At 39.6% G+C, this 21,256-nt stretch carries 17 protein-coding genes and 2 tRNA genes; 11 read left to right on the forward strand and 8 right to left on the reverse strand.

Features of this window, described 5'->3' with window-relative positions; translation table 11 throughout:
* Positions 1-19: 19 nt before the first annotated feature.
* Complete coding sequence (locus ISP07_RS04135; RefSeq protein ID WP_209326885.1) at positions 20-436, reverse strand: MAPEG family protein; 417 nt, start codon at positions 434-436, stop codon at positions 20-22.
* Positions 437-740: 304 nt separating this feature from the next.
* Between ISP07_RS04135 and ISP07_RS04140 the strand changes: the two genes are divergently transcribed.
* Positions 741-1,940: an Nramp family divalent metal transporter gene (locus tag ISP07_RS04140; protein WP_209326886.1), complete on the forward strand. Its 1,200-nt coding sequence runs from the start codon at positions 741-743 to the stop codon at positions 1,938-1,940.
* Positions 1,941-2,006: 66 nt separating this feature from the next.
* Here ISP07_RS04140 and ISP07_RS04145 read toward each other — a convergent pair whose 3' ends face one another.
* From ISP07_RS04145 to ISP07_RS04155, 3 genes are all read right to left on the reverse strand, one after another.
* Entirely contained in the window at positions 2,007-3,233 is a 1,227-nt protein-coding gene (locus ISP07_RS04145) for an amidohydrolase family protein (RefSeq protein ID WP_209326887.1), read from the reverse strand.
* A gap of 11 nt (positions 3,234-3,244) precedes the next feature.
* Entirely contained in the window at positions 3,245-4,627 is a 1,383-nt protein-coding gene (locus ISP07_RS04150; RefSeq protein ID WP_209326888.1) for an amidohydrolase, read from the reverse strand.
* A gap of 112 nt (positions 4,628-4,739) precedes the next feature.
* On the reverse strand, positions 4,740-5,525 hold the full coding sequence (locus tag ISP07_RS04155) for a hypothetical protein (RefSeq protein ID WP_209326889.1): 786 nt from the start codon (positions 5,523-5,525) through the stop codon (positions 4,740-4,742).
* A gap of 356 nt (positions 5,526-5,881) precedes the next feature.
* Between ISP07_RS04155 and ISP07_RS04160 the strand changes: the two genes are divergently transcribed.
* Positions 5,882-6,244, forward strand: coding sequence for a DUF3718 domain-containing protein (locus tag ISP07_RS04160; RefSeq protein WP_054554737.1), 363 nt, complete (start codon positions 5,882-5,884; stop codon positions 6,242-6,244).
* 53 nt (positions 6,245-6,297) lie between these two features.
* Here ISP07_RS04160 and ISP07_RS04165 read toward each other — a convergent pair whose 3' ends face one another.
* Entirely contained in the window at positions 6,298-6,993 is a 696-nt protein-coding gene (locus ISP07_RS04165) for a DUF445 domain-containing protein (protein ID WP_209326890.1), read from the reverse strand.
* 112 nt (positions 6,994-7,105) lie between these two features.
* Here ISP07_RS04165 and ISP07_RS04170 point away from each other — a divergent pair, with 112 nt between their 5' ends.
* Positions 7,106-7,966, forward strand: coding sequence for a fructosamine kinase family protein (locus ISP07_RS04170; protein ID WP_209326891.1), 861 nt, complete (start codon positions 7,106-7,108; stop codon positions 7,964-7,966).
* 228 nt (positions 7,967-8,194) lie between these two features.
* Positions 8,195-8,398, forward strand: coding sequence for a CPXCG motif-containing cysteine-rich protein (locus ISP07_RS04175; protein ID WP_209326892.1), 204 nt, complete (start codon positions 8,195-8,197; stop codon positions 8,396-8,398).
* 38 nt (positions 8,399-8,436) lie between these two features.
* Here the strand turns inward: ISP07_RS04175 and ISP07_RS04180 are convergent, their stop codons facing one another.
* The gene (locus ISP07_RS04180; RefSeq protein ID WP_138617573.1) at positions 8,437-9,063 is read right to left on the reverse strand and encodes a riboflavin synthase subunit alpha; all 627 of its coding nucleotides are present in this window, start codon (positions 9,061-9,063) and stop codon (positions 8,437-8,439) included.
* A gap of 94 nt (positions 9,064-9,157) precedes the next feature.
* On the opposite strand from ISP07_RS04180, the gene ISP07_RS04185 reads away from it, so the two are divergent.
* The 5 genes from ISP07_RS04185 (at position 9,158) to ISP07_RS04205 (ending at position 12,814) form a co-directional block, all read left to right on the forward strand.
* Positions 9,158-10,516 carry an MATE family efflux transporter gene (locus tag ISP07_RS04185; protein ID WP_209326972.1) on the forward strand — a complete coding sequence of 453 codons (1,359 nt, stop codon included), beginning with the start codon at positions 9,158-9,160 and terminating at the stop codon, positions 10,514-10,516.
* Positions 10,491-11,510, forward strand: a complete 1,020-nt coding sequence (locus ISP07_RS04190) for a DUF3080 family protein (protein WP_209326893.1) — start codon at positions 10,491-10,493, stop codon at positions 11,508-11,510. Before ISP07_RS04185 ends, ISP07_RS04190 begins: the two co-directional genes overlap by 26 nt.
* A gap of 114 nt (positions 11,511-11,624) precedes the next feature.
* A tRNA-Val gene (locus tag ISP07_RS04195) sits at positions 11,625-11,701 on the forward strand.
* Positions 11,702-11,751: 50 nt separating this feature from the next.
* Positions 11,752-11,828 (forward strand) — tRNA-Val (locus ISP07_RS04200).
* Positions 11,829-12,367: 539 nt separating this feature from the next.
* The gene (locus ISP07_RS04205; protein WP_209326894.1) at positions 12,368-12,814 is read left to right on the forward strand and encodes an antitoxin Xre/MbcA/ParS toxin-binding domain-containing protein; all 447 of its coding nucleotides are present in this window, start codon (positions 12,368-12,370) and stop codon (positions 12,812-12,814) included.
* Positions 12,815-12,984: 170 nt separating this feature from the next.
* On the opposite strand, the gene ISP07_RS04210 is transcribed toward ISP07_RS04205, so the two are convergent.
* A complete protein-coding gene (locus tag ISP07_RS04210; RefSeq protein ID WP_209326895.1) occupies positions 12,985-15,348 on the reverse strand; it encodes an alkaline phosphatase D family protein in 2,364 nt (787 codons plus the stop codon).
* A gap of 365 nt (positions 15,349-15,713) precedes the next feature.
* Here ISP07_RS04210 and ISP07_RS04215 point away from each other — a divergent pair, with 365 nt between their 5' ends.
* Together ISP07_RS04215 and ISP07_RS04220 are read left to right on the forward strand one after the other, a co-directional pair.
* Positions 15,714-17,780, forward strand: a complete 2,067-nt coding sequence (locus tag ISP07_RS04215) for a methyl-accepting chemotaxis protein (RefSeq protein WP_209326896.1) — start codon at positions 15,714-15,716, stop codon at positions 17,778-17,780.
* Positions 17,781-17,792: 12 nt separating this feature from the next.
* Positions 17,793-19,721 carry a CRTAC1 family protein gene (locus ISP07_RS04220; protein ID WP_209326897.1) on the forward strand — a complete coding sequence of 643 codons (1,929 nt, stop codon included), beginning with the start codon at positions 17,793-17,795 and terminating at the stop codon, positions 19,719-19,721.
* A 49-nt stretch (positions 19,722-19,770) separates the two neighbouring features.
* On the opposite strand, the gene ISP07_RS04225 is transcribed toward ISP07_RS04220, so the two are convergent.
* The gene (locus ISP07_RS04225) at positions 19,771-21,174 is read right to left on the reverse strand and encodes a sulfatase (RefSeq protein WP_228290506.1); all 1,404 of its coding nucleotides are present in this window, start codon (positions 21,172-21,174) and stop codon (positions 19,771-19,773) included.
* Between the last annotated feature and the right edge of the window lie 82 nt (positions 21,175-21,256).

Here is a 21,256-nt window from a genome sequence, read left to right on the forward strand (position 1 = left end):
TATATGTTAGCAATGCTGTTTAAATCAAACGTAAACCAATTAAAACAAGCATCACACTATTTGCCAAAGCAGCGATTAAAAAGAAATAGCTGCGTGGGCTTGGATTCTTCTCAGTAGCCACAGCATAATACAGCAGCATATGAATGATCCTGGCTATCACATACAACCAAATACACAGTGCAAATGCACTACTGTTCAAGTTTAAAAAGAACCCCAGAAATACGCTACCCAAAAATAACGGGCTATTTTCTAAGGTATTCATAAATGTGCGATGTGAACGAAATACAAAGCTATCGTGGCTTAATGAATTATCGAGTTTACCAGGCACCGCATTGGGCTGTTTGGCTTTAGTGACAGCGGCAACCACCCACTGAATTGTCAGCATAATCAGATAAACATACACGGCCGCATATGCTGAAAGAGTAAGTTCAGGCATTTTCATTTCCTTTAGTTAAAAGCAAATACACTTTGCAAGATACCTACCAAGCCAAAACTCAAAGCAAACCATTGATTTTAGAAGTATTTACTTTTATTTCGTTATGCGTACTGTGCCATTACTACGTACTGCATATAAAAATTACAGTGTGGATTGGTCTAAGTTCAACTCGCTAACTTTAAGCGATTCACCTGTTTTACTTTACCCATACTAAGTCTGTCTATACTCTATATGGTCTGTTTTCTATAACATTAGCTGCTTTGCTAATAGTTAATGTATAAAAATAATAATAAAAGGTTTTATTATGCGTTTAGGGCCCGGACTGCTAGTCACCGCAGCTTTTATTGGACCAGGTACCATCACCACGGCAAGTGTTGCTGGTGCTAATTTTGGCTTTGCTCTTATTTGGACGTTATTGTTCTCAGTTGTAGCGACTATTTTGTTGCAATCAATGGCTGCTCGTCTTGGTGTTGCTACAGGACTTGATTTAGCATCTGCACTCAGAACCACCATTCAAACACCGATTTTTAAAGCCCTGGCTGCCATATTAGTGATCAGTGCAATTGGTATTGGCAGTGCAGCTTATGAAGCAGGCAATCTGACTGGTGCCAGTTTAGGACTGCAAGAAATACTACCTTCTGTAAGTCCACTACTCTGGACTCCCCTTATTGCAATTTTAAGTGCAGTGCTCTTGTACACTGGCAAACATAAAGTCATTGAGGGTGCGTTAATTGTTCTAGTGGTGTTGATGAGTTTAGTATTTATTTCAACGCTGGTGATGGCAGCTCCGCCACTTAGTGAAGTGCTAAAAGGATTTATACCTAGCTTACCTGATAATTCAATCACCACGGTACTTGCCTTAATAGGCACAACAATTGTGCCCTACAACCTGTTTTTACACTCTGGGGTACTTGCAGAAAAACACGATAGTTCAAAAAATATCGACAAAGTAATCAAAGAAACAAACCTTGATACCGGTATTTCGATAACTTTAGGTGGCATAATCACGTTAGCTATCTTATCGACAGCCTCTGTGGCATTTTACGGTACTGATGCAGGTAAAATTTCAGCGGCCAATATGGCTGTGCAACTTGAACCTCTTCTAGGTGGTATGGCTCATTATTTCTTTGCTATCGGTTTATGTGCTGCCGGGCTTACTAGCGCAATCACTGCACCGCTTGCGGGTGCTTACGCTGTTTGCGGCATGCTTGGTTGGTCAACACAAATGAGTGATACACGTTTTAAACTGGTTGCTATCACTATCCTTGTTTTCGGTGCACTGGTCGCATCGCTTGGGCTTGATCCAGTTGCGGTTATCATCTTTGCGCAAGCTGCCAATGGATTATTACTACCAATTGTGACCTGTTACCTTGTTTGGTTAGTGAATCAAAAATCGGTGATGAAAGGCTACACAAATTCGCTGGTACTTAACCTTGTAATTGTGCCAGTAATACTGCTTATATTTGGCCTTAGCCTTTATAAACTAAGCAATCTAATTTTTTAGCTTTTAGTTTGAAAATATGTATTAAAAAAAGGCCGCAAATTTGCGGCCTTTTTATATGTTGAGCACTTATTTAGTATAAGCGCGTGGCATCGCTGAATCAGTTGTATAACGATCGCGTAGTTTGTCTTGACGCGCTTCGGTTGAAACCTCTTCACCGTTGATCCACATTTTGCTTACGTGTGAGTTAAGCTCAAATGGATCAGCAGACCACATAACTAGGTTTGCACGTTTACCTTTGGCAATTGCGCCTGAGTTTAAACCAAAAACATCAGCAATATTGCTGGTAACTGCGCTAAGTGCACCTTGTTGGCTCATACCGTATGACACAGCATTACCTGCATCAAAACGTAATTGGTATACATTGTGGCTTGAGTCACCAGCAACACCAATAATGACTTTTACACCCGCTTTTTCAAGCTTACCTGCGTTAGCAAGATTTGCATGCATAGAGTCAAAGCTACCCGGTAAGTTAGCCATAGAGCTGATGATCACAGGTACATCCGCTTTAGCTAATGTATCAGCAACCACAACAGCATCATCACCGCCATGAATCACTAAATTGATGCCATAGCTTTCTTTTAACTTAACAAGTTCATAGATGTCTGATGCGCGTTGAACACTGGCAATCAACGGCATATCACCCGAAAGCACAGCAGCTATAACTTTTTGCTCTGTTGATGGCTCTTTTTTGTCATCTTTTTTAGCTGACTTTTCGCCTTCAAGCTTGTCGATAAGAGTTTTCATCGACATAGCACGTGAGCCTTTACTCTTTTCACCTAAGTGAACAACAAGTGCAACTTGCTTTTTATTTACGCTTTCAAAGCTGCCTGATAGATCAACGACAGATGCAAGACCCGCAAAGATACTGTCACCACCGTTTGGTACAATCACATCTTGAGTAATACCGCCCTTGCGTGTATAAGGAATTAAGCTACTGCGTGGGTTGAATGCAAGGCTTGGATCAAAGTCAATGCCTGCTTTGTCGTCACCACCATCACGCGAACCTGCAACAGCACCCACTTCCACTAAGCCTAATTGGTTCATAGTACCAATAAAGCCTGCAGTCACGATTTGGCCTTTTGCATCAATGGTAGTATCCGCGTTGACAGTCGCGGGGTTAATAGCAACAATTTTGCCATCTTCAATAACAACGCTTGCGCCTTCAAGTACGCCTTGCTCTGTTGAAGTGTGTAGTGTTGCATTTACAATCGCTACTGATGCAGCACTTGCTGTCGCAGAAAATAAGCCAGCAGCAACAAGTGACAGCTTTAATGATTTAGTTAATTTTGTCATCAATGTTACTCCTATTTTTGACCTAGCATGAAATCACTTTGTGCTTGGTATTTATCATCGTTACGATCATAAACTTTGGCACCATCGATAAATACTTGTTCAGCTTTCGCATAAACACTGAATGGGTTTTGGTTCCAAATAACCACATCAGCTTGCTTACCTGCTTCAAGTGAACCTGTTTTATCATCAATCCCCAGTGATTTAGCCGCGTTTAAAGTGATCCACTTAATTGCGTGTTGCTCAGAGATGTCGTAACCCACATCATTCGCGCGATACATCACTTTACCGGCTTCTTGATTTAAGCGTTGAATCGTTGTATCAGAATCAGAGTGAACAACGGCACATGAATTTTTAACAGCATCTACAATTGCTACGTTCTCTTGAACCATGTCGTAGGCTTCCATTTTAAAGCCCCACCAATCTGGCCAAAGTGCCGCACAGTTACCGTTTTCAGCAAGTAAGTCAGCAATTTTGTATGCTTCAACACCGTGATGGAAAGTACCTGAGTGATAACCAAACTCTTTACCGAGGTCGATCATCATGGCCATTTCTTCTGCTTTATAACAGTGGTTATGGATTAATATGTCACCTTCTAACACACCTGCTAGCGTATCTAGCTTGATGTCGCGGTGAGGTGCTGCAGGGTTTTTACCTGCGGCATAATCACTTTCGTATTTATCCCATTCACGTTTGTATTCAGTCGCTTCAATCCACGCTGTGCGATAGCCCGCCATGTTACCCATACGCGTTGATGGTAAAACACCTTTGCGGCCATAAACACGTTTCGGGTTTTCACCACATGCCATTTTTAAACCATATGGTGCTTCAGGAAACTTCATACCTTGCATCGTGTGCGAGGGAATGTTTTTAAGCGTTACACCGCGGCCACCAATTAAGTTTGCTGAACCAGGTAGAATTTGTAATGACGTAATACCGCCTTCACGAGCACGGTTAAAGCCAGGATCTTGCGGCCATACTGAATGCTCAACCCATACTTCTGCAGTCACTGGGCTGGTCATTTCGTTACCATCTTGGTGAGATGCCACCGATGGAGTTGGGTATGCACCTAAATGCGAATGCACATCAATAATACCTGGTGTTACCCATTTACCTTGTGCATCAATTGTTTTATCAGCTTGAACAGATAGGTCTTTACCTACTTGTTGTACTTTGCCATCAACAAAAAATACATCTGCGTCATCTAAACGCTCACCTGTGCCGGTTAAAACAGTGGCATTAGTGATTAACGTACTTTGTGATGCAAGTGGTTGATAAGTGCTTGGATATGGGTTTTTATTAATTGAGACCTTTGGGTCTTGTGGGCCATTGTCTTGGCAACCCGCTAACGCGACACCAAGCGCCATAACCAACAAGGATGGTGCAAATTTTTGCATTCTTACGTTCCTCTTTTTTATTATTTAATTACTTTAACTAATTGTTAATTCTAATGCGAGTAAACAAGGCCAGTCACCTATATTCAAGACGAACAACCAGCCTCACAGAGCACTATTTCTTTATGTAGTTGTTATATAGCTGCTCTAACGCACCTTCGGTCGTCAAGCTCGGATCTTTGTTGATAAAATGTTTCACAGTTCGAGTTACAAAATCAGAGTTTTGCTTATGCTGCTTGGCAAAACTTTTAATCAGTGAATCAGCATCGTTAGCTGCGGTTACTTTTTCGTGTCGATGGCGGTATTGACTCAATGCACGGTTAAAATCGCCATTGTAATCTTCTACCACCAGCTTATAGAATTCTGTTCTGTCGACTTGTAAATCATTAATGCAGTAATTAAGCGCGTCTTTAAAGTCATAAAAAACTTTCCCTTGCACATCAAATTCGGCACGCTTCTCACGAATAGTGACACTGGCATCTTCAGTTGAATAGCTATAACCTTGAAATGCTACTCGCTCTGCTGCCTCTGCACCTAACTTCATGCCTGCTTTAATACTGTGCACAAACTCATCACTCATATCGTGAAGTTCACTCTCATGCCACATGTGATAAATTCTCAGCGCTTTTGCATACTTTGTTGAAAGTTTCTTTTTAAGCTTTGTAACTCGTCCATCAATAGTCAGCACTCGTTCGTTATGCAGTAATGCAAAGCACTCATAACATGCTGGAATTGATATAAATTCAGCCTCTTCGCCTAAATCTATAATGCTTTGCAGCATATGCAGTGGCGGACAAAAATCTCGCTCAGTTGCTTCACAACCACAATAAAAACATTGATTAAAGTTTTTTGATTCAGATGCATAGGCTTGTTGATAATAGCCTGCTAATTTTGTGGTCACTCATGCTCCTTATACTCTGAATAGCCTTTTTAAGAAAAGCTAGAGTCAATACTTAAATGTAACAGCTACGTAAAAATTAAGCCTTTAATACGAGCCAAAACACGTTTTAAAAAATAAATGAAAAAAAATATCAGCCTATTTGTGTCAAAATTCACACTTTAAAATAGCACTTATCAAGCGGTTAGTTTTGCTTGTTCACATCTACATACTTACTTACATCTTGTCGATTTTCATTAACAGCAATTGTTTTTGTTTAGCATAATACTTTAAATGTGCCCAGCAAACAGGAAGTGTGCAGTATCCATAATAGCCAGGTCGCACAAATGTTACGTTATAGACAACAACTGGAGAGAAAGATGAATACGTTAACTACAGCACTAGGTACAGCAATAATTTTAGGTTCTTCACTAGCAGCAACTGATGCAAGTGCAGCCCAATTTGTAGCAGCAGATAACTCAGTTGGCACTCAAGCGTGTATGGCTATTGCATCAAATAAGCCACTTAATGTAATCGGAACTATGCGCGATTTACGCTTAAGTAAACGAGTAATGACAGAAAAACTATTTTGCAATGATATGCCAACTAATAAGTTTGTTAGCACTTATGGGTTGCATAACTCTGCGAAATACTTAAATTTTGACATAGCAACAAAAACCAGTATTCAAGATATCGCTAACGTATCTGATGACACTGTGATTGTAATTGCAGGCTCAAAATAATGATGAATACACAGTAGCAGGTCTTTGAAGGCCTGCTACAAATTCCTTCTTCATTAGACTAGCGCAGCTATCAGGCCAAATAAGCCGCCAAACACCCCACCCCAAATTACTAACCAACCTAAATGTTCTTTGATCATGGTTTGAATTATATCTTTTACCATGGTTGGTGTAAGCTCATTCAATCGTTCATCAACTAAACGCTCAACTGTACCGTGTAATGAGCCACCAAGGTGAGATTTTGCAAATAGCTTTTCATCAAGAATGGTTTTAAATTCGTCGCTCTTCGAAATATCAATCACCGCTGCTTTCATTTTTTCAATGAAAGGTTCGCGCATTGGCTCGAGCGCATCACGGCCACCAAACATCGACAGCATGCCACCAAATTGAGAGTTTTCGATAACCTCAATTAAAGAGTCATAAGCTGGACTTAAATTAACTTCACTGATCACAGGCTCTAAATCAATATTTGGTTTAGCGAGCGCCATGACCTGATCGATTTTTTCTTCAGCGAAGAACTCGGTCATTACCAAGTTACGAATCGCCACCTTAAAAGACGCAAACTTTAATGTTATAACCCCAGAGCCGTATAAAAATGGTACTTTTTCGAATAGCATGTGAATAGCAAGCCAGTTTGTTACTGCGCCCGATAACGCAAATAAACCAACAGAAAGCACAATTGCTTGTTCAAATAAAAATCCGACTAATACTAAGGCAAGTGCCACTAAGTTAGTAATGAGACTTTTATTCATCTGACCCCTCATAAATACTTCGATAAACTTTAACAATATTAACGCTATGGGTTTGTTAATTCATCGTCTTTTTGCCATAGTTTAATTATATGGTTAAAAGGTGAACAAAATTATGTGGAATTCGGTGAATGAACAGATTAGCCAAGCGATGCATTTTGATTTTAAGCATACCTTTAAGCGCCAATTACAATCACCCAATAATGATAAATACTTCCAAATTGGTGATGATCTACACCACTTTTTTGTGAAAGTTGCTCACTTGAGTGATCTAGAGCGCCTAGAGTGCGAAGCCTTTAATCTAGAGCTGTTAACTCAAGAAAGCTTATTTATGATCCCAGATTGCGTCACCACAGGTTGCAATATTGAGTTTTCATTTATCGTGCTTGAATGGTTAGAACTTGATAAACAGCCCCATACCAATTGGCATGAAATGGGAGAACACCTTGCCCATTTACACCAAAAGCATACCCAAGCCATGTTCGGCTTAGATAACGACAACTTCCTTGGCCTAACTCTACAACCTAATCGTTGGCACAAAAAATGGGATGTGTTTTTTGCTGAAGAACGCATTGGTTGGCAATTGCAGTTATTACAAGAAAAAGGCATTGAGCTTGTCAATCAAGACACCTTCATCGCTTTTGTTAAAGACGCACTGCATAGCCATGTTGTAGAGCCTTCGTTATTACACGGTGACTTTTGGCGTCGAAATATGGGCTTTTATAATAATGTACCAAGTGTATTTGACCCTGCATGTTATTATGGTGATCGGGAATGCGATATAGCAATGAGTGAGCTTTATGCACCACTTCCCGATAGCTTTTATGACGCCTATAACGATATCTACCCATTGCAGGTAGGCTACGAGCAACGTAGAGCCATCTACCAACTATACCCTATGCTCAATAATGCCAATATCTTTGCAGGGCACTATCTTACTGAAGCAAAACAACAAATTGATCAGCTCCTGAAATAAACTAAAAATCACTGTAAAAGGAATGTCACAAACCGCTAAACACAGCTATATTTAGCTTATAAAGCGTATAAATAAAGATGCTAACCGAATTGGTAGCACTACGCTTAACTAAATTCGGTTAGTGAGTTATATCAATCTAATTAAATCTAGATTCATTTTTGATGAGTTAGGGTTTAATGAAGATTGCAATTTAACTAACTCAGGCATGCCTGATTAAGGTAAAAGCTGATGAAAAACCAATACACACAACGGATTTCATGCCCTCACTGTGGCCACCACATTCACGTAGCACTTGATGCAAGTGACGGTGACCAAGATTACTATGAAGATTGCGCAGCATGTTGCAATCCCATCCATTTGAATATGCATATCGATTACGCACACAACAAACTCGAATTACATGTCGATAGTGACGACGAGCAAATTTTTTAATTTGCTCGTTTTTATACTATTTAGCTCGTTTATTGTATTTATTTTGCTTGTTGCGAGAGATAATTTTCGACCGTGTTGATAATGGTATAAGTTTGCTGATCGACTTCGATATTTAACTTATCCCCTTCGCGGTAATTATCGAGATTGGTAATAGAGAGAGTTTCTGGGATTAAGTGCAACCAAAAGCCCTGCTCATCAACTTCACCTACAGTGAGGCTTGCCCCGTTAACGCTCACAAACCCTTTGTACAGCACGTATTTTTGCCACTCTTTTGCTAATGCTAATTGCATTTTACAGTTGTCTTGATGGTGGTTAATTGAAAGTATCTCGGCCATACAATGAATGTGGCCCGACACGATATGCCCGCCCAGTTCTGTCCCAAAAGTCACTGAACGTTCAAAATTCACCGTCTCATTGACAGCCAGCTTACCTAGGTTGGTTAACTTCAATGTTTCATCAATCACATCAAAATTTATAACACAGCACCCTTGAGTGTCTGATGCAAACTTCACCACGGTTAAACAACAACCATTAATGGCTATGCTAGCGCCGATATTCAAGTTTTCAGCGTATTGCTGTTCTACTTGTAAAGCTAGCCTTAGTACACCGCCTTGGTTAGTAGCATCAACCACAACGGCTTGCGTTTGCACAATTCCAGTGAACATCGCTTTCTCTTTTCTTCATTAAATAGATAACTGCGATTTTTATTGATCTATGAATAGATTACAATGGCTGTCTGTTTATTTAGTTGTGTATTTTATGTCTTTTTGTAGTTGGGAAGCCAAAAGGTTAATTTCGTTAGCCATTCCTGTTTTTTTGGCACAGGTAACCCTTATTTTAATGACGGTTGTAGATACCGTGATGGCAGGCCAAGTAAGTGCAACAGACTTGGCAGCACTTTCTATTGCAACGGGTATTTGGAATCCGTTAATGCTTGCATTGCAAGGCATATTATTGGCGTTAACGGGTATCATAGCGCAGTTTGCTGGTTCAAACGATAAACAAGGTATTAGCCACTACTTTCAACAAGGTCTGTATCTGGCGTTAGTACTTGCCATAATCGGTTTAGGGCTGGCAAGCCTTGCTGATACTGTGCTTAGTCAATTAGATACTTCAAAGTCTATTACCCACTTAGCTGAGCAATACATTCATTTTGTTAAATGGGGTATTTTTGGTTTTTTACTTTTCAGTGTGTACCGAAATATCACTGAAGGTATGGGAATGACCAAACCTGCTTTTTACATTAGTTTAATTGGCTTAGCAGTTAATATTCCGGCCAACTACGTATTTATACACGGTAAATTAGGTTTTCAAGCGTACGGTGGCGCGGGCTGTGGTATTGCCACGGCGCTGGTATTTACAGCAATGGCGTTAACTCAGGTTATTTATTGCCACTTTAACAAAAAGATTGATGCCAAAGCATTGCTAGCCAATTTCGAAGCGCCAAAGCCCGCTACTTTATGGACTATCACCAAAGTAGGTATTCCAATTTCATTAGCTACTTTTTTTGAAGTTACACTATTTGCTTGTATTCCTTTGTTTATAGCGCACTTAGGTGCGGTTGCTGTTGCCGGTCACCAAATTGCGGCTAGTGTAACGACATTATTGTTTATGATGCCGTTAAGCCTCTCAATTGCCATTAGCATTCGAATAGGCAATTTGTTTGGCCAACAACATTATCAGCAGTTAAAAAATGCCGTTAAAACGAGTTATATTCTCGCGGCAATTATTGCTTTTCTGCTAGCTAGTGTGACCTTTTTTGCCCGTGATATTATAAGCCAATTGTATTCTGACAACCCTGAGGTATTGGCCCTTGCCTCTTCAATCATGGTACTTGCTTGTATCTATCAATTACCAGATGCCCTGCAAGTTTCTGCCAATGGTATTTTGCGGGGATTAAAATACACGGCACCGATTGGTTATATCACCTTTGTATCGTATTGGTTGATCGGCTTTGCGCTTGGCTTCGTACTTGCTCGTACAGATTTAATTGTTCCAGCAATGGGCCCTCATGGCTTTTGGATAGGCATTATTGTAGGGTTAAGTGCCGCAGCAATTATGTTGATGTTCACTGTTCATAGGCGATTTAAACATGCACCTTTTTTGCAAAACCAATAGCCTTTTAAACTCTATCATCGCAACAGCGTGTGTGGCACTTATTGCCTGCACGCCCTCTTCCGGTGATGTAAATCACACCTACGCGCAAAGATTAGAAAACGTACTTAAAACCGAAAGTTTTAAGCTATCTAAACCAAGTACACTCACTGTTAACCACTTTGCTGAATATAGTGAAGATAAAGCAACCATTGGCATGCTCGAGCTTGCCCAATTACGTCAGTGTAAACTTGCAACCCTTATTGCTGAGCACAATAACCAGCTTGGCAAAACTGCAACGCCTGCTAACATTCTTAGTTATCAAATTAAGTTTATTCAAAGCGCAAAGGAGTGCTTAGAAAGCTTTGATGAGCAAGGTGAGCTAGTTGAAAAAATAAAACTCACCGCAGTACAAAAGCAAGCAAACCTTGCTACTTACTTTAAAGCTATGCTGCTCAACGAAAGCGAGTTTAAGCAAAGCTGGCAGCTAAGCTCGACACACATTGATGAAAACACCGCAGGTTTTAGCGAAACCGTGAGCGCGATGGAGCAAATTGCTAAGTTAAACAATCAAATTAATACCGGCAAAATAAACGCTATAGAGCCTGAGCAAATCATCAGCCAACTCGAAGTATTAAACCGCTTTAAATACAACAAGCTACTCATTTCTGCGGCTCGTGTGCAAACACATTACAATCAACAATTAACAGCGCTGCTCATGCAGTACTCAAAAGATGAGCTCTGCCCTGCTAACAAGAATAAACAAAAGGCACAAACGTTGAGTAATGTGTTTAAAAAGTTTTATTTAGAGCAATTGCAGCCTTATCAATCATTCTTAGTGGGTCGATTAGAAACTCTACAACCTCTTTACCAGCAAATATGGCATGACACCGAATTGGCCCAGTTTGTAGATAGCGACAGTAATGACGCAATTTTACAAAGTCTTAAGCACTCTGCTAAAAGCCATGTTGCTTGGTGGCAAGGTTTTTACAGAACGTGCGAAATTAGTCCGTTATGAATAAAAAACCAGCACTTAGCACAAAAATAGCTAAAGCTGCTTGATTCACACAACCAGTCGCTATATATTAGCCTCCGTTGTTTAGCCACGCTAACAACAGTTTTAAATCAAAATACAACCGTAGCTCAGTTGGTTAGAGCACTACCTTGACATGGTGGGGGTCGGTGGTTCGAATCCACTCGGTCGTACCAAATTTATTCTGCCATTTATGAATAAATTATATTGCACAAATCCTTATTATACGACTGTAGCTCAGTTGGTTAGAGCGCTACCTTGACATGGTAGAGGTCGGTGGTTCGAATCCACTCAGTCGTACCAAATCAATAACTTACAAGTTCCACTACTTATAATTTCAACAGTCAGAACAGTAGTTTCTTCACCATTTTATTACTACATTAATACAACATTAAGATTTTTTATTCCTCACTTGAAGCAGAATATAAATATATCGAGACTAGGTATATCAGGTACAAATTTGAATTTTTGTGCCCAACTTTGTGCCCATGCGCCTTGAGGTAAATTTACACTCTTTTTTCACCGGTATTTTTGACCACTACATTGACTAAAAATGGTTACCCCTACCCTATAGTAGATAGTGGGAAAAATTAATGACCACCATCTTGGTCATCAAGTTTAGGCACTGTGCCCAACAGGATTTTCGTGTCTAAATATTGATTTTTAATGAGCATGAAAACAACCTATGGTAATACTAAATTTTTATAGCAATGACATCATTACAACAGCTAACCCAACACGTCTTTTTATTGGACTTTATGCACCCCATTTCGTTAATGCTAATTAAAAAATATTTTTCTGCTAAAATTATATCTCTGTGAGAATTTATATGTGGGTGGATAATGGCAAAAAGTCAGTCAAAATTTTCAAATAACACTGACCTCATTAGTATAATGTCATGCAAAGAACTAGCATTTGATTCCAATCCACTTATTGAAGTTAAGCTAGTAAAACATGGAATAAAAGCATCAGGAGTTTATGCATTTGCTAGTGCTATTAATTGGGATATTGCAACAGTAGCAAAGGCAATAGGCACGACAGCAACAAAGCTATCTCAAAACAAGACAAAACTCTTAAGTTCTCAAGTTAGCGAACAGGCGCTTGAAGTAGCAAGGATAAGCATTGTGGGTATTGATTACTTCGGAAATATAGAAAACTGGAGTGCATGGTTAAATACTGCTCATATTCAGTTCAATGGCAAAGCACCTGTAACAGTATTAAACTCAATTCGTGGCCGCGAGCTGATAAGGAATGTAATTAAGCAGCTTCAGTACGGGTTTATAGCTTAATGACACTTTACTGTTTGGTAACAATAAACTTAATGACAATTTTAGTTTCAAACACGACCTATAGTGGAGAGTATCTGGTTTTCATAAAGCTTTGTGCTATACAGTCTAGTCAAGTTTTTCACGCAACATAAATTTTTATGTTTATGATGCGTGATACTTAGAGAAGCAGGTTAACTTAACAAGTTGTTACCTTTGTTCTCTTGCTGATGAATTGTTACAGGCCAGCCCGGGAACTGATTACTTGCTTTACCATCGTTAACATCAACTAAAAATCGATAGGCATCCATTGTGTAAGTGAGGTTGTCACAATCAAACGTAATAAAACCAAAACCACTGCCTTTTTCATGTGCTTTCACATAGCGGTTATTTGATTTTCCAACCTCTGGATTACCAACCGCATAGACATAAATCTTGTTACCAAAAGTGTCATTATATTCGCCTGTTTCAGCAAGCCCATGTGCAGGGCGGTTTTGGTAAGGCATATTCATTGAGTCAGGTTTCCACCACCTTGGCCAACCTGCTGAAATGGCGGGCGTACAAAAAGCCCAATTACTATCTCTTTGTTGATTTACACCATATTGCGATAAAGAACCTAAATGGGTATCACCACAAATATGTAACGCCATAGACTCACGCATTGCATCAATTGCACGGTTACGTGCAGAGGCAGGCCAACCACTTGAGTCAAAATCATATTTTAAGAAACGATCTGGCAAAGGCTGATGAGTAGAAATAGCAGCAAATACGGTTTGGCTTAATACCGCTTTTAATTTATGTCCACGCCAGTCATTACCCCACGCTTTAAGAAAATTCTCTTGGCGATTTCCTAGCAGATCCAAATCTGGAGGATTGAATAGCGGGTTATAATAAAGCGGATCTTCGTCTTGCCCTGTTTCTCCTACCGCAACATTAATACGCTCTGGGCCACTTTTCCATTGCCTATCGGCAAGAATGGCAAAACCAACACCGCCGTATAGCATCGCCCCATAATACGAACTAATGCCATTCGTTGGTGTAGGATCATGAGGATCAGGGTGATGGTTAAGCGTTGTTTTATGTACCATATTAACCACCCGCGCAGAATCTATGTAACCACCTAAAACACTTGCTGAAGGGTCTTTTGCAATATTTTGCATTTTTGCGCCCCCTTCACCCCACAAATTCCCTTGCAGTACATCGTGATCATCAGGTAAACAAATTGTCGGTTGATTACGCATGACTTCTTTAAAAGCCCAACCAAATTGATAAAATTTGCGTAAATAGTTCAAAATCGCCAAATCATCAGGCGTACGAATTACACCAAACCCACCATGACTTTCATAAATTTGGTCGCCAGAGAAAAACACCAAATCAGGATTTAGTTTTTCGACATTTTGCGCTACAGGCTGATAGGGAAAACCATAATCATTTTGACAGGTCAATGCAGCCATTCGTAACGAATTACTTCTTGGGTTTGCTTTTATGATCCCTGAATATAGATCAGCCGCGTGTGTACCATCGCTGAATTTCTCATGATATACAACTCGAAAAGGCGTATCTTGTTTCTCATCCCAATTGGCAATACGAAAAGTCGCCAACCAGCCATCATGGTCAATACGCTGTGAGTCGATAGCAATCCATTGATTGTCACGTTGTACTTGCAGCTCTAATTGTTGATTATCTTGCTCACCTATTGGTCCTGTGTAAGCACTCAATTTCATCACAAAACCTTCATGGCTTAATGTATCGCTCAACGAATACATAGTCCAAAGAATAGGGCCAAATGACTGCTCATCAGTAACAGAGAATGCTTCACCTTGCATAGCCCAGTGGCTAAATTTATAACGTGCACCTAATTTGTCTTCAGGCACATTTTCATAAGTAACAGATGGAATTGAGAAATTACTCACTAGCGCGACATTACCTAATAGCTCTGATGCAGGTACCAAATGAGTAACCGTACCGATTATTGTTTCGGATGATGTTAAACGAGCCGTTAGCTCTAATGCCATAGCACCTGATTGAGGAGTCCCAGTAAGTGTTAAAGTAACGGCTTGATTCTCTATCTGACTAGTTAAAGGCACAGTGTTGTTACCTAACACTAAATCGTTATTTTTAATACCGAGATCGTATCCCTGTTGAACAAAACAGTTACTACGGTATTCATTGAGTTCACTTTTAGCGCCAAGACGAATACCCGCGCCCCCATCGTTATTATTTTGCTCTAAACGGGTAACCTCCACTGACATAGAAAAAGCTTGGTCAATATTCGTTATTTGATGTGTTAGAGAATGAACACTGCGATTCCCCCCTCGAGTTACACATTCAGCCGCACCGTTATTCACACGCCAATCTTCCATAGGATTAGCCCAATATTGTTTACCAAGCCAAACTCTATTATACGTTTTATACCAGTTATCACGGTGAGCCTTAGTACCGCTAGTAACGGTTGAATTCATAGCACCTAAATGACGAGTACAACCAGAGACGCCAGTTGCTACAACCCCAGCAGCAAACATTTTGAGAACTGAACGACGAGATATATTTTTATTCATAATTTTCAATCTCACACATTGAATATTGTTAACAGTAAACAAACAATATATATTTTCGTTAAAAATATCAGCATTTGTTTTCATAAAAACGTTAAGAAATTATAAAAACTTCATTCAAATGTAAGGTTAGATGTTTTTAAGACCCTTATTTCACCCGCAATAACACATGGCTCGGCATTGATTTAATCCCTTATATTTAACACGTTTGTCATTTATTAACGCAACACAATAAAACATTTAACTAAACACTGAACCCGCAACTTTATGCTTTGCTTTATTATTGCGCTAATTAATGGTTGCTATTTAATGACAAAAAAATGTAACCTAAGTCAATTGTTAACAATTAACATTGAGTTTAATTCATTATGTCATTTCTAAATAACTATAAAATAAAGACACGAATTTTAACGCTAGTGCTCATTCCATTACTAATTACAGGGCTTATGTCAGTTGAAAAAGTACGTTCCTCTTTGGCGCAGCAGCAAGCAATAAGTAAGCTTGATGCAATACTCGATTACGCTAATGTTACTTACCCACTGATTTCAAGTTTGTTAGAAGAGGGGTTTTATACAAGGTTGTATCTTGATGCAGCTTCAGGTGCGCAACAAGCGCAGCAACAGATGCTCACTTATCGACAAAGCGCGCTAACAAATGCTAATCAGTTTAAACAATTCATTACTGAGAACCAGCAGACAATTAAGCAATTTCCGACCTTGAATAACCAAGTTGAAATAATCGATAAACAATTAAGCGATCTGCAAATAGTCAGACAAGTAGCTGATGAAAAAAATCACCTAAGTAAAGCTTACATAGCGCAATTTGGTCGAGAAGTTCACACGATGTATGAATTTAACGATCTGATCCGCAAACTATTAATGACATTGAGTGAAATTGTGGTCATCGCCAGTAGCGAACAACAGTTAGGAAAAATGTCAAATGCTTACTATTACTTAGTCGCCAGCAGTGTCGAACGATCATTTCACGATAGCTTTATAAATACTGCAAGCAATACACAATTGGATGTATACATATACGGCGAAATTTTCAGAAGCGCGACCGCAGTGCAAACTTATAATGGCCTATTTTATAATTTTGCCACTGCAAATGCACAATCTGCGTTTACTCAAATGACGCAAAACGCGAGCTATTTAAAGTCAGAAGAAGTGGCGCTACAAGCCCGTACAAACATCTATCAAACAGTCAACAAACCACTAAATATCGCTGGCATTGATTGGCCAGAGGTTGTTAAAAGTGTGTCAGCATTGCAGCAGCGCACCATTGAAATAGTACTTAAAGAGCTGATCGACACTAAAAATAGTTTAATAGAGCAAGCACAAACAAAGCTCTACAACAATATTTTAACCCTTGTGCTGCAAGTTGTATTTCTGGCTTTATTTTCATGGTTTATTATTCGCAGCATTACCCAGCCATTATCAGAAATAGTGGCGAATGTGAGTGAATTGGCACGTACAAAAAATCTTACATATAGATTTAACCACACTGGGCAAGATGAACTAACCGAGCTTACTAACGCATTTAACTTATTGTTATCCAGCTTTCATAGCACATTAACGAAAATAACCAAACAATCACAACAAATATCACACAGCTCAGACACTATCCACCACGCAATACAAGACAGTACTTCGTTGAGCAATAACCAGCAATTAGCCACACACAGTATTTCCGTGGCAATTAATCAGATGACAGCGACCATCAGTGAAGTGTCGTCCATGACGAATCGCACTCATCATGCCATAGAGCAAGCTCATACACTCTCAACTAATAACTTAGAAAACTCCAATATCAGCCAAACCATGATGAAACAACTAAGCGAAGAACTCAGCACGACCACTGACATAGTGACAGAGCTAGATGAACAAGCTCAGCTTATTAGCAATATTTTAAGTGTGATTGAAGGTATTGCAGAGCAAACTAATTTACTTGCACTTAATGCGGCTATTGAAGCCGCCCGTGCAGGGACAACTGGCAGAGGGTTTGCTGTTGTCGCCGACGAAGTAAGAAATCTTGCTAGTCGTACGCAACAATCAACTAAACAAATTCAAGGACAAATAAATGCCCTTCAAAGTGGCGCAACAACAGCCACCCAAAGCATGTCGCAGCTACAAACAAAATCAAACCAAGCAATTGATCATGTCATCAATAACACACAAGCTTTTACACAGTTAAAAGAACAGCTTGATCAAGTAATCGACATGGCCCTGCAAATTGCCACAGCCACCGAAGAACAAACATCTGTGTCTAACTCGATTAATGAGCAAATAACCTTAATCAATACTGATGCTCAATCTGTAGCAAATACTACCCAAAGTAACCAACAAACGGTCGATAACTTAGCTGATATTGTTGAAAACTTAGAAAGCTACATTAATGAGTTTACTTTGGTTAAGCCCACAACCAACACCTTATAAGGAGTATTTTCTATGAGCAATACAGTATTTAAACTCAGTGCTATCTCCATTGCACTTTACATCACAGCTTGCAGTAATCAACACACCAGCATGCAAGCTAAACCTAAAATAATGTTCAACGATGTCTCTGTTGAAGTGGGATTAACAACTGATAAAAATTGGAAGTACGGCGGCCCATCCCTATCTGATTTAAATAATGATGGACTCTATGATTTATTACTAACTAATCATGACTCGACGCCTGTTCAGTTATTCTTATCAAATAGTGACTTTAGTTTTACCAAGCAAGCTGATATTTATCCACGAGTTGACTTACACGGCATGGCCAGTGGCGATTACGATAATGATGGCGATAATGACATTTTATTATCATTAGGCGGCGGTAATGGCCTTAGCCCGCAACCACAGCGGTTATTACAAAACAACCAAGGTCAATTTACTGATGTTACAGCGCAAGCTGGCTTATCTGAAATGGGAGCGCGAGGACGTTCTGTTCGGTGGATTGATCTAGATAACGATGGCGACTTGGACTTTATGCAAGTTAACGCTGAAAAAATGGTGACAGAGCAGAGCCCCCGTAACATTTTATTTGAAAATAACGGCAATGGTACATTCGATTATCACCCTTCGCCCGCCTTTGAAAATTTAAATAGCGAGCGCGTGCTGATCACTGATTTTAATAACGATAACATTCCTGATATTTTCGGCTTTAATGGTTATAGCCCGTTAGTAATTTTACAAGGCAACAATGATTTTAGTTTTACCGATGTCACAGCTAAAGTGTTGCCACAATCACTCGATACAACGGGTACTTTAACTCTCGCCCATGCCGATATCGATAATGATGGAGATATGGACTACTACCTTGCTAGAGGCAAATTACATTACACCATCGCCAATAATAGTATTTCATACAATGACCAACTAAAGCGTTTAGACTTACGAGACGAAGGCAATAAAAGTCATGATGGCTTGAGCCTAACAACACAGGGGGATTTGATTCTAAGTGATTTTTATCATTTTCCTCGGGGCAAAAAAATGAAAGCTATGCCGGTCTTTTTAGGTGCCGAACAGGTACCCATCAATACGCCAGTTTCAGATCAAAGCATCGCTGCAGATCAAGCCCAAGGATTTGCAAAAAATATCAATAAAACAGGCTGGTATATTGGTCATTTAGGTAACAACAAATGGCGGGTAGAATGGTATTTAGCGGATAATTTAGCATGGGATGTGCGCGCTTCGTTCAAAAATGTCACTAGCTATAACACAGATTGGACACCACAAAACCTGGCATTAAGTGATATTTTACTACGTAACGATAAAGGTCAACTTACAGATATATCAGCGCAATTACCAAAACAAACTATTGATAATAACTGGGGCGTGGTGCCGGGTGATTTTAATAATGACACTTTAATTGATTTCGTGGTGTATCGATTTGGCCATTTAAAACAACGCGTTGCCGATGTAATGCTTATTAACCAAGGCAATAACCAATTTACTAGCCAGCTATTAAATTCAGCCACCAGCGAGTTAAATCAAGATTCTCATGGAGATATGGGCGCAGCATTTGATTACAACCATGACGGCAAGCTTGATCTGCTCAGTGGCGATGACGACAACGGTCGTTGGCACTTGTATAAAAACACCTCCGCGATGCTTAATAACCATTATAGCTTAGTGCGTATCGGATATTCGCCTTCAGGAGTTGATGCAATGGGGGCAAAGGTTGAAATACAAACTGAGCAAGCTACACAATATAAACTTGTGGGTTCACATAGTGCAAACCATTCACAGAGCCTAATGAATATAGCCCATTTTGGCTTAGGCACTGATGTCAAAATCAAGACAATTAATGTTACTTGGCGTGATGGAAGTAGTCGACAGCTGCGTAATCAACTCGCAGACCGCTTAATTAATATAGGAAAAATGAAGCACTAATAAAAGCCCCAATTTTGGGGCTTCTTTATAGCTAATCAGTAAACTACTTTTACTTAATATTGTAGTTTGGCGTTTGTTCAGCCTTTTCAATATTCCGCTTATTTAATTGCTCAAAAAACTTATCTATCTCAGCTTTGTATTCCCATGATTGCTGCAATACATTATTTTTATTATGCTTATTCCACTCATTCCATAACTTGGCTAATTTCGCTTGTTCAGCGGGAAGTGTATCTACTAAGTTATTTTGTTCATACGGATCGGCTTTCATATCAAAAAAACTGCGACCTACATTCGGTAGTGGTTGGTTCATATATTTATAATCAACAGTACGTACAGCATAAATATTAGGTGCTTCCTCTAAGCGCCAAAATAGCGCCTGATGTGGACTACCTTGTTTTGTACCTTGTAAAAATGGCAATAAGTTAACACCATCTAATTTCTTATTATCAGCACCCGCCAATGCAACTGACGTTGCAGCAATATCAAGTGATGATACTAAACCAGTAAACTCCTCACCTTTAGGAATTACCCCCGGCCAATGGGCGAGAAAAGGAACATGTATCCCGCCTTCAAGTAAAGCTACTTTACCTCGCCTAAAAGGGGAGTTATCTGCCCAATCACTGTTTGGTTGCCAACTTTCAGGGAATACGCCGCCATTATCTGATAAAAAGATGATGAGGGTATTTTCTAGTTGTTCGGTTTCTTTAAGTGCATCAACAACCATACCAATGCCTTCATCCATAACATCAATCATAGCAGCATATATACGTCGGTCCTCATCTTCTATATGATTATACTTTTCTATATATTCAGCAGGCGCCTGCAGTGGCGTATGAGGTGCATTGTAAGATAAATACATAAAAAATGGTGATCCTTGCTGGCGGTGGATATACCTCACAGCATCACGGCTAAGCGCAGTGGTTAGGTACTCATCAAATTCAGCCACTTTAGTGTTGCGCATCAGCGGCAGTGAATAACCATCTCCGCCAACCGTCACTTGATCAGGCATATAATTATGCCCACCATCTAAAAAACCATAGAAGTACTCAAAACCACGCTTATTAGGCTGAAAATGTGGCGCACCACCCAGATGCCACTTACCAAAGATCGATGTACTATAGCCTACATCTTGTAATCTATCTGCAATTGTTTTTTCAGACAGCGGCAACCCCATGTATTTATCTTCAGGCATGTAACTGACATTATTCTCCATTCCAAAACGAGCTTGATAACGTCCCGTTAGTAACCCAGCTCGAGAAGGCCCGCAGTATGGATGAGTTACATACGCGTTTTTGAAGCTAACACCATTATTAGCTAATTCATCAATATTTGGTGTTTTGATCTCCTTTGAACCAGTAAATCCTAAATCTCCATACCCTAAGTCATCGGCGAGAATCACTACGATATTTGGTTTTTCTGAAGCAAATGTATCTACAATTACAATACTGCACATTAAAATTATTAGGACGAGACGCAAAAAATTATTCATTAGAGTAATTCTCACTTAAAGACAAAATAGCCCAACTTAAAAGTTG

This window comes from Pseudoalteromonas sp. PA2MD11 (assembly GCF_017808125.1).
In the GTDB taxonomy this organism is placed as follows: Bacteria; Pseudomonadota; Gammaproteobacteria; order Enterobacterales; family Alteromonadaceae; genus Pseudoalteromonas; species Pseudoalteromonas simplex.

Bases quoted from the DNA above. Each gene is read 5' to 3' on its own strand.
- ISP07_RS04215 (WP_209326896.1), top strand. From the start codon at position 15,714: ATGTCATTTCTAAATAACTATAAAATAAAGACACGAATTTTAACGCTA.
- ISP07_RS04140 (WP_209326886.1), top strand. From the start codon at position 741: ATGCGTTTAGGGCCCGGACTGCTAGTCACCGCAGCTTTTATTGGACCA.
- ISP07_RS04225 (WP_228290506.1), bottom strand. From the start codon at position 21,174: ATGTGCAGTATTGTAATTGTAGATACATTTGCTTCAGAAAAACCAAAT.
- ISP07_RS04160 (WP_054554737.1), top strand. From the start codon at position 5,882: ATGAATACGTTAACTACAGCACTAGGTACAGCAATAATTTTAGGTTCT.
- ISP07_RS04170 (WP_209326891.1), top strand. From the start codon at position 7,106: ATGTGGAATTCGGTGAATGAACAGATTAGCCAAGCGATGCATTTTGAT.
- ISP07_RS04190 (WP_209326893.1), top strand. From the start codon at position 10,491: ATGCACCTTTTTTGCAAAACCAATAGCCTTTTAAACTCTATCATCGCA.
- ISP07_RS04175 (WP_209326892.1), top strand. From the start codon at position 8,195: ATGAAAAACCAATACACACAACGGATTTCATGCCCTCACTGTGGCCAC.
- ISP07_RS04165 (WP_209326890.1), bottom strand. From the start codon at position 6,993: ATGAATAAAAGTCTCATTACTAACTTAGTGGCACTTGCCTTAGTATTA.
- ISP07_RS04210 (WP_209326895.1), bottom strand. From the start codon at position 15,348: ATGAATAAAAATATATCTCGTCGTTCAGTTCTCAAAATGTTTGCTGCT.
- ISP07_RS04180 (WP_138617573.1), bottom strand. From the start codon at position 9,063: ATGTTCACTGGAATTGTGCAAACGCAAGCCGTTGTGGTTGATGCTACT.
- ISP07_RS04185 (WP_209326972.1), top strand. From the start codon at position 9,158: ATGTCTTTTTGTAGTTGGGAAGCCAAAAGGTTAATTTCGTTAGCCATT.
- ISP07_RS04220 (WP_209326897.1), top strand. From the start codon at position 17,793: ATGAGCAATACAGTATTTAAACTCAGTGCTATCTCCATTGCACTTTAC.
- ISP07_RS04205 (WP_209326894.1), top strand. From the start codon at position 12,368: ATGGCAAAAAGTCAGTCAAAATTTTCAAATAACACTGACCTCATTAGT.
- ISP07_RS04135 (WP_209326885.1), bottom strand. From the start codon at position 436: ATGCCTGAACTTACTCTTTCAGCATATGCGGCCGTGTATGTTTATCTG.
- ISP07_RS04145 (WP_209326887.1), bottom strand. From the start codon at position 3,233: ATGACAAAATTAACTAAATCATTAAAGCTGTCACTTGTTGCTGCTGGC.
- ISP07_RS04150 (WP_209326888.1), bottom strand. From the start codon at position 4,627: ATGCAAAAATTTGCACCATCCTTGTTGGTTATGGCGCTTGGTGTCGCG.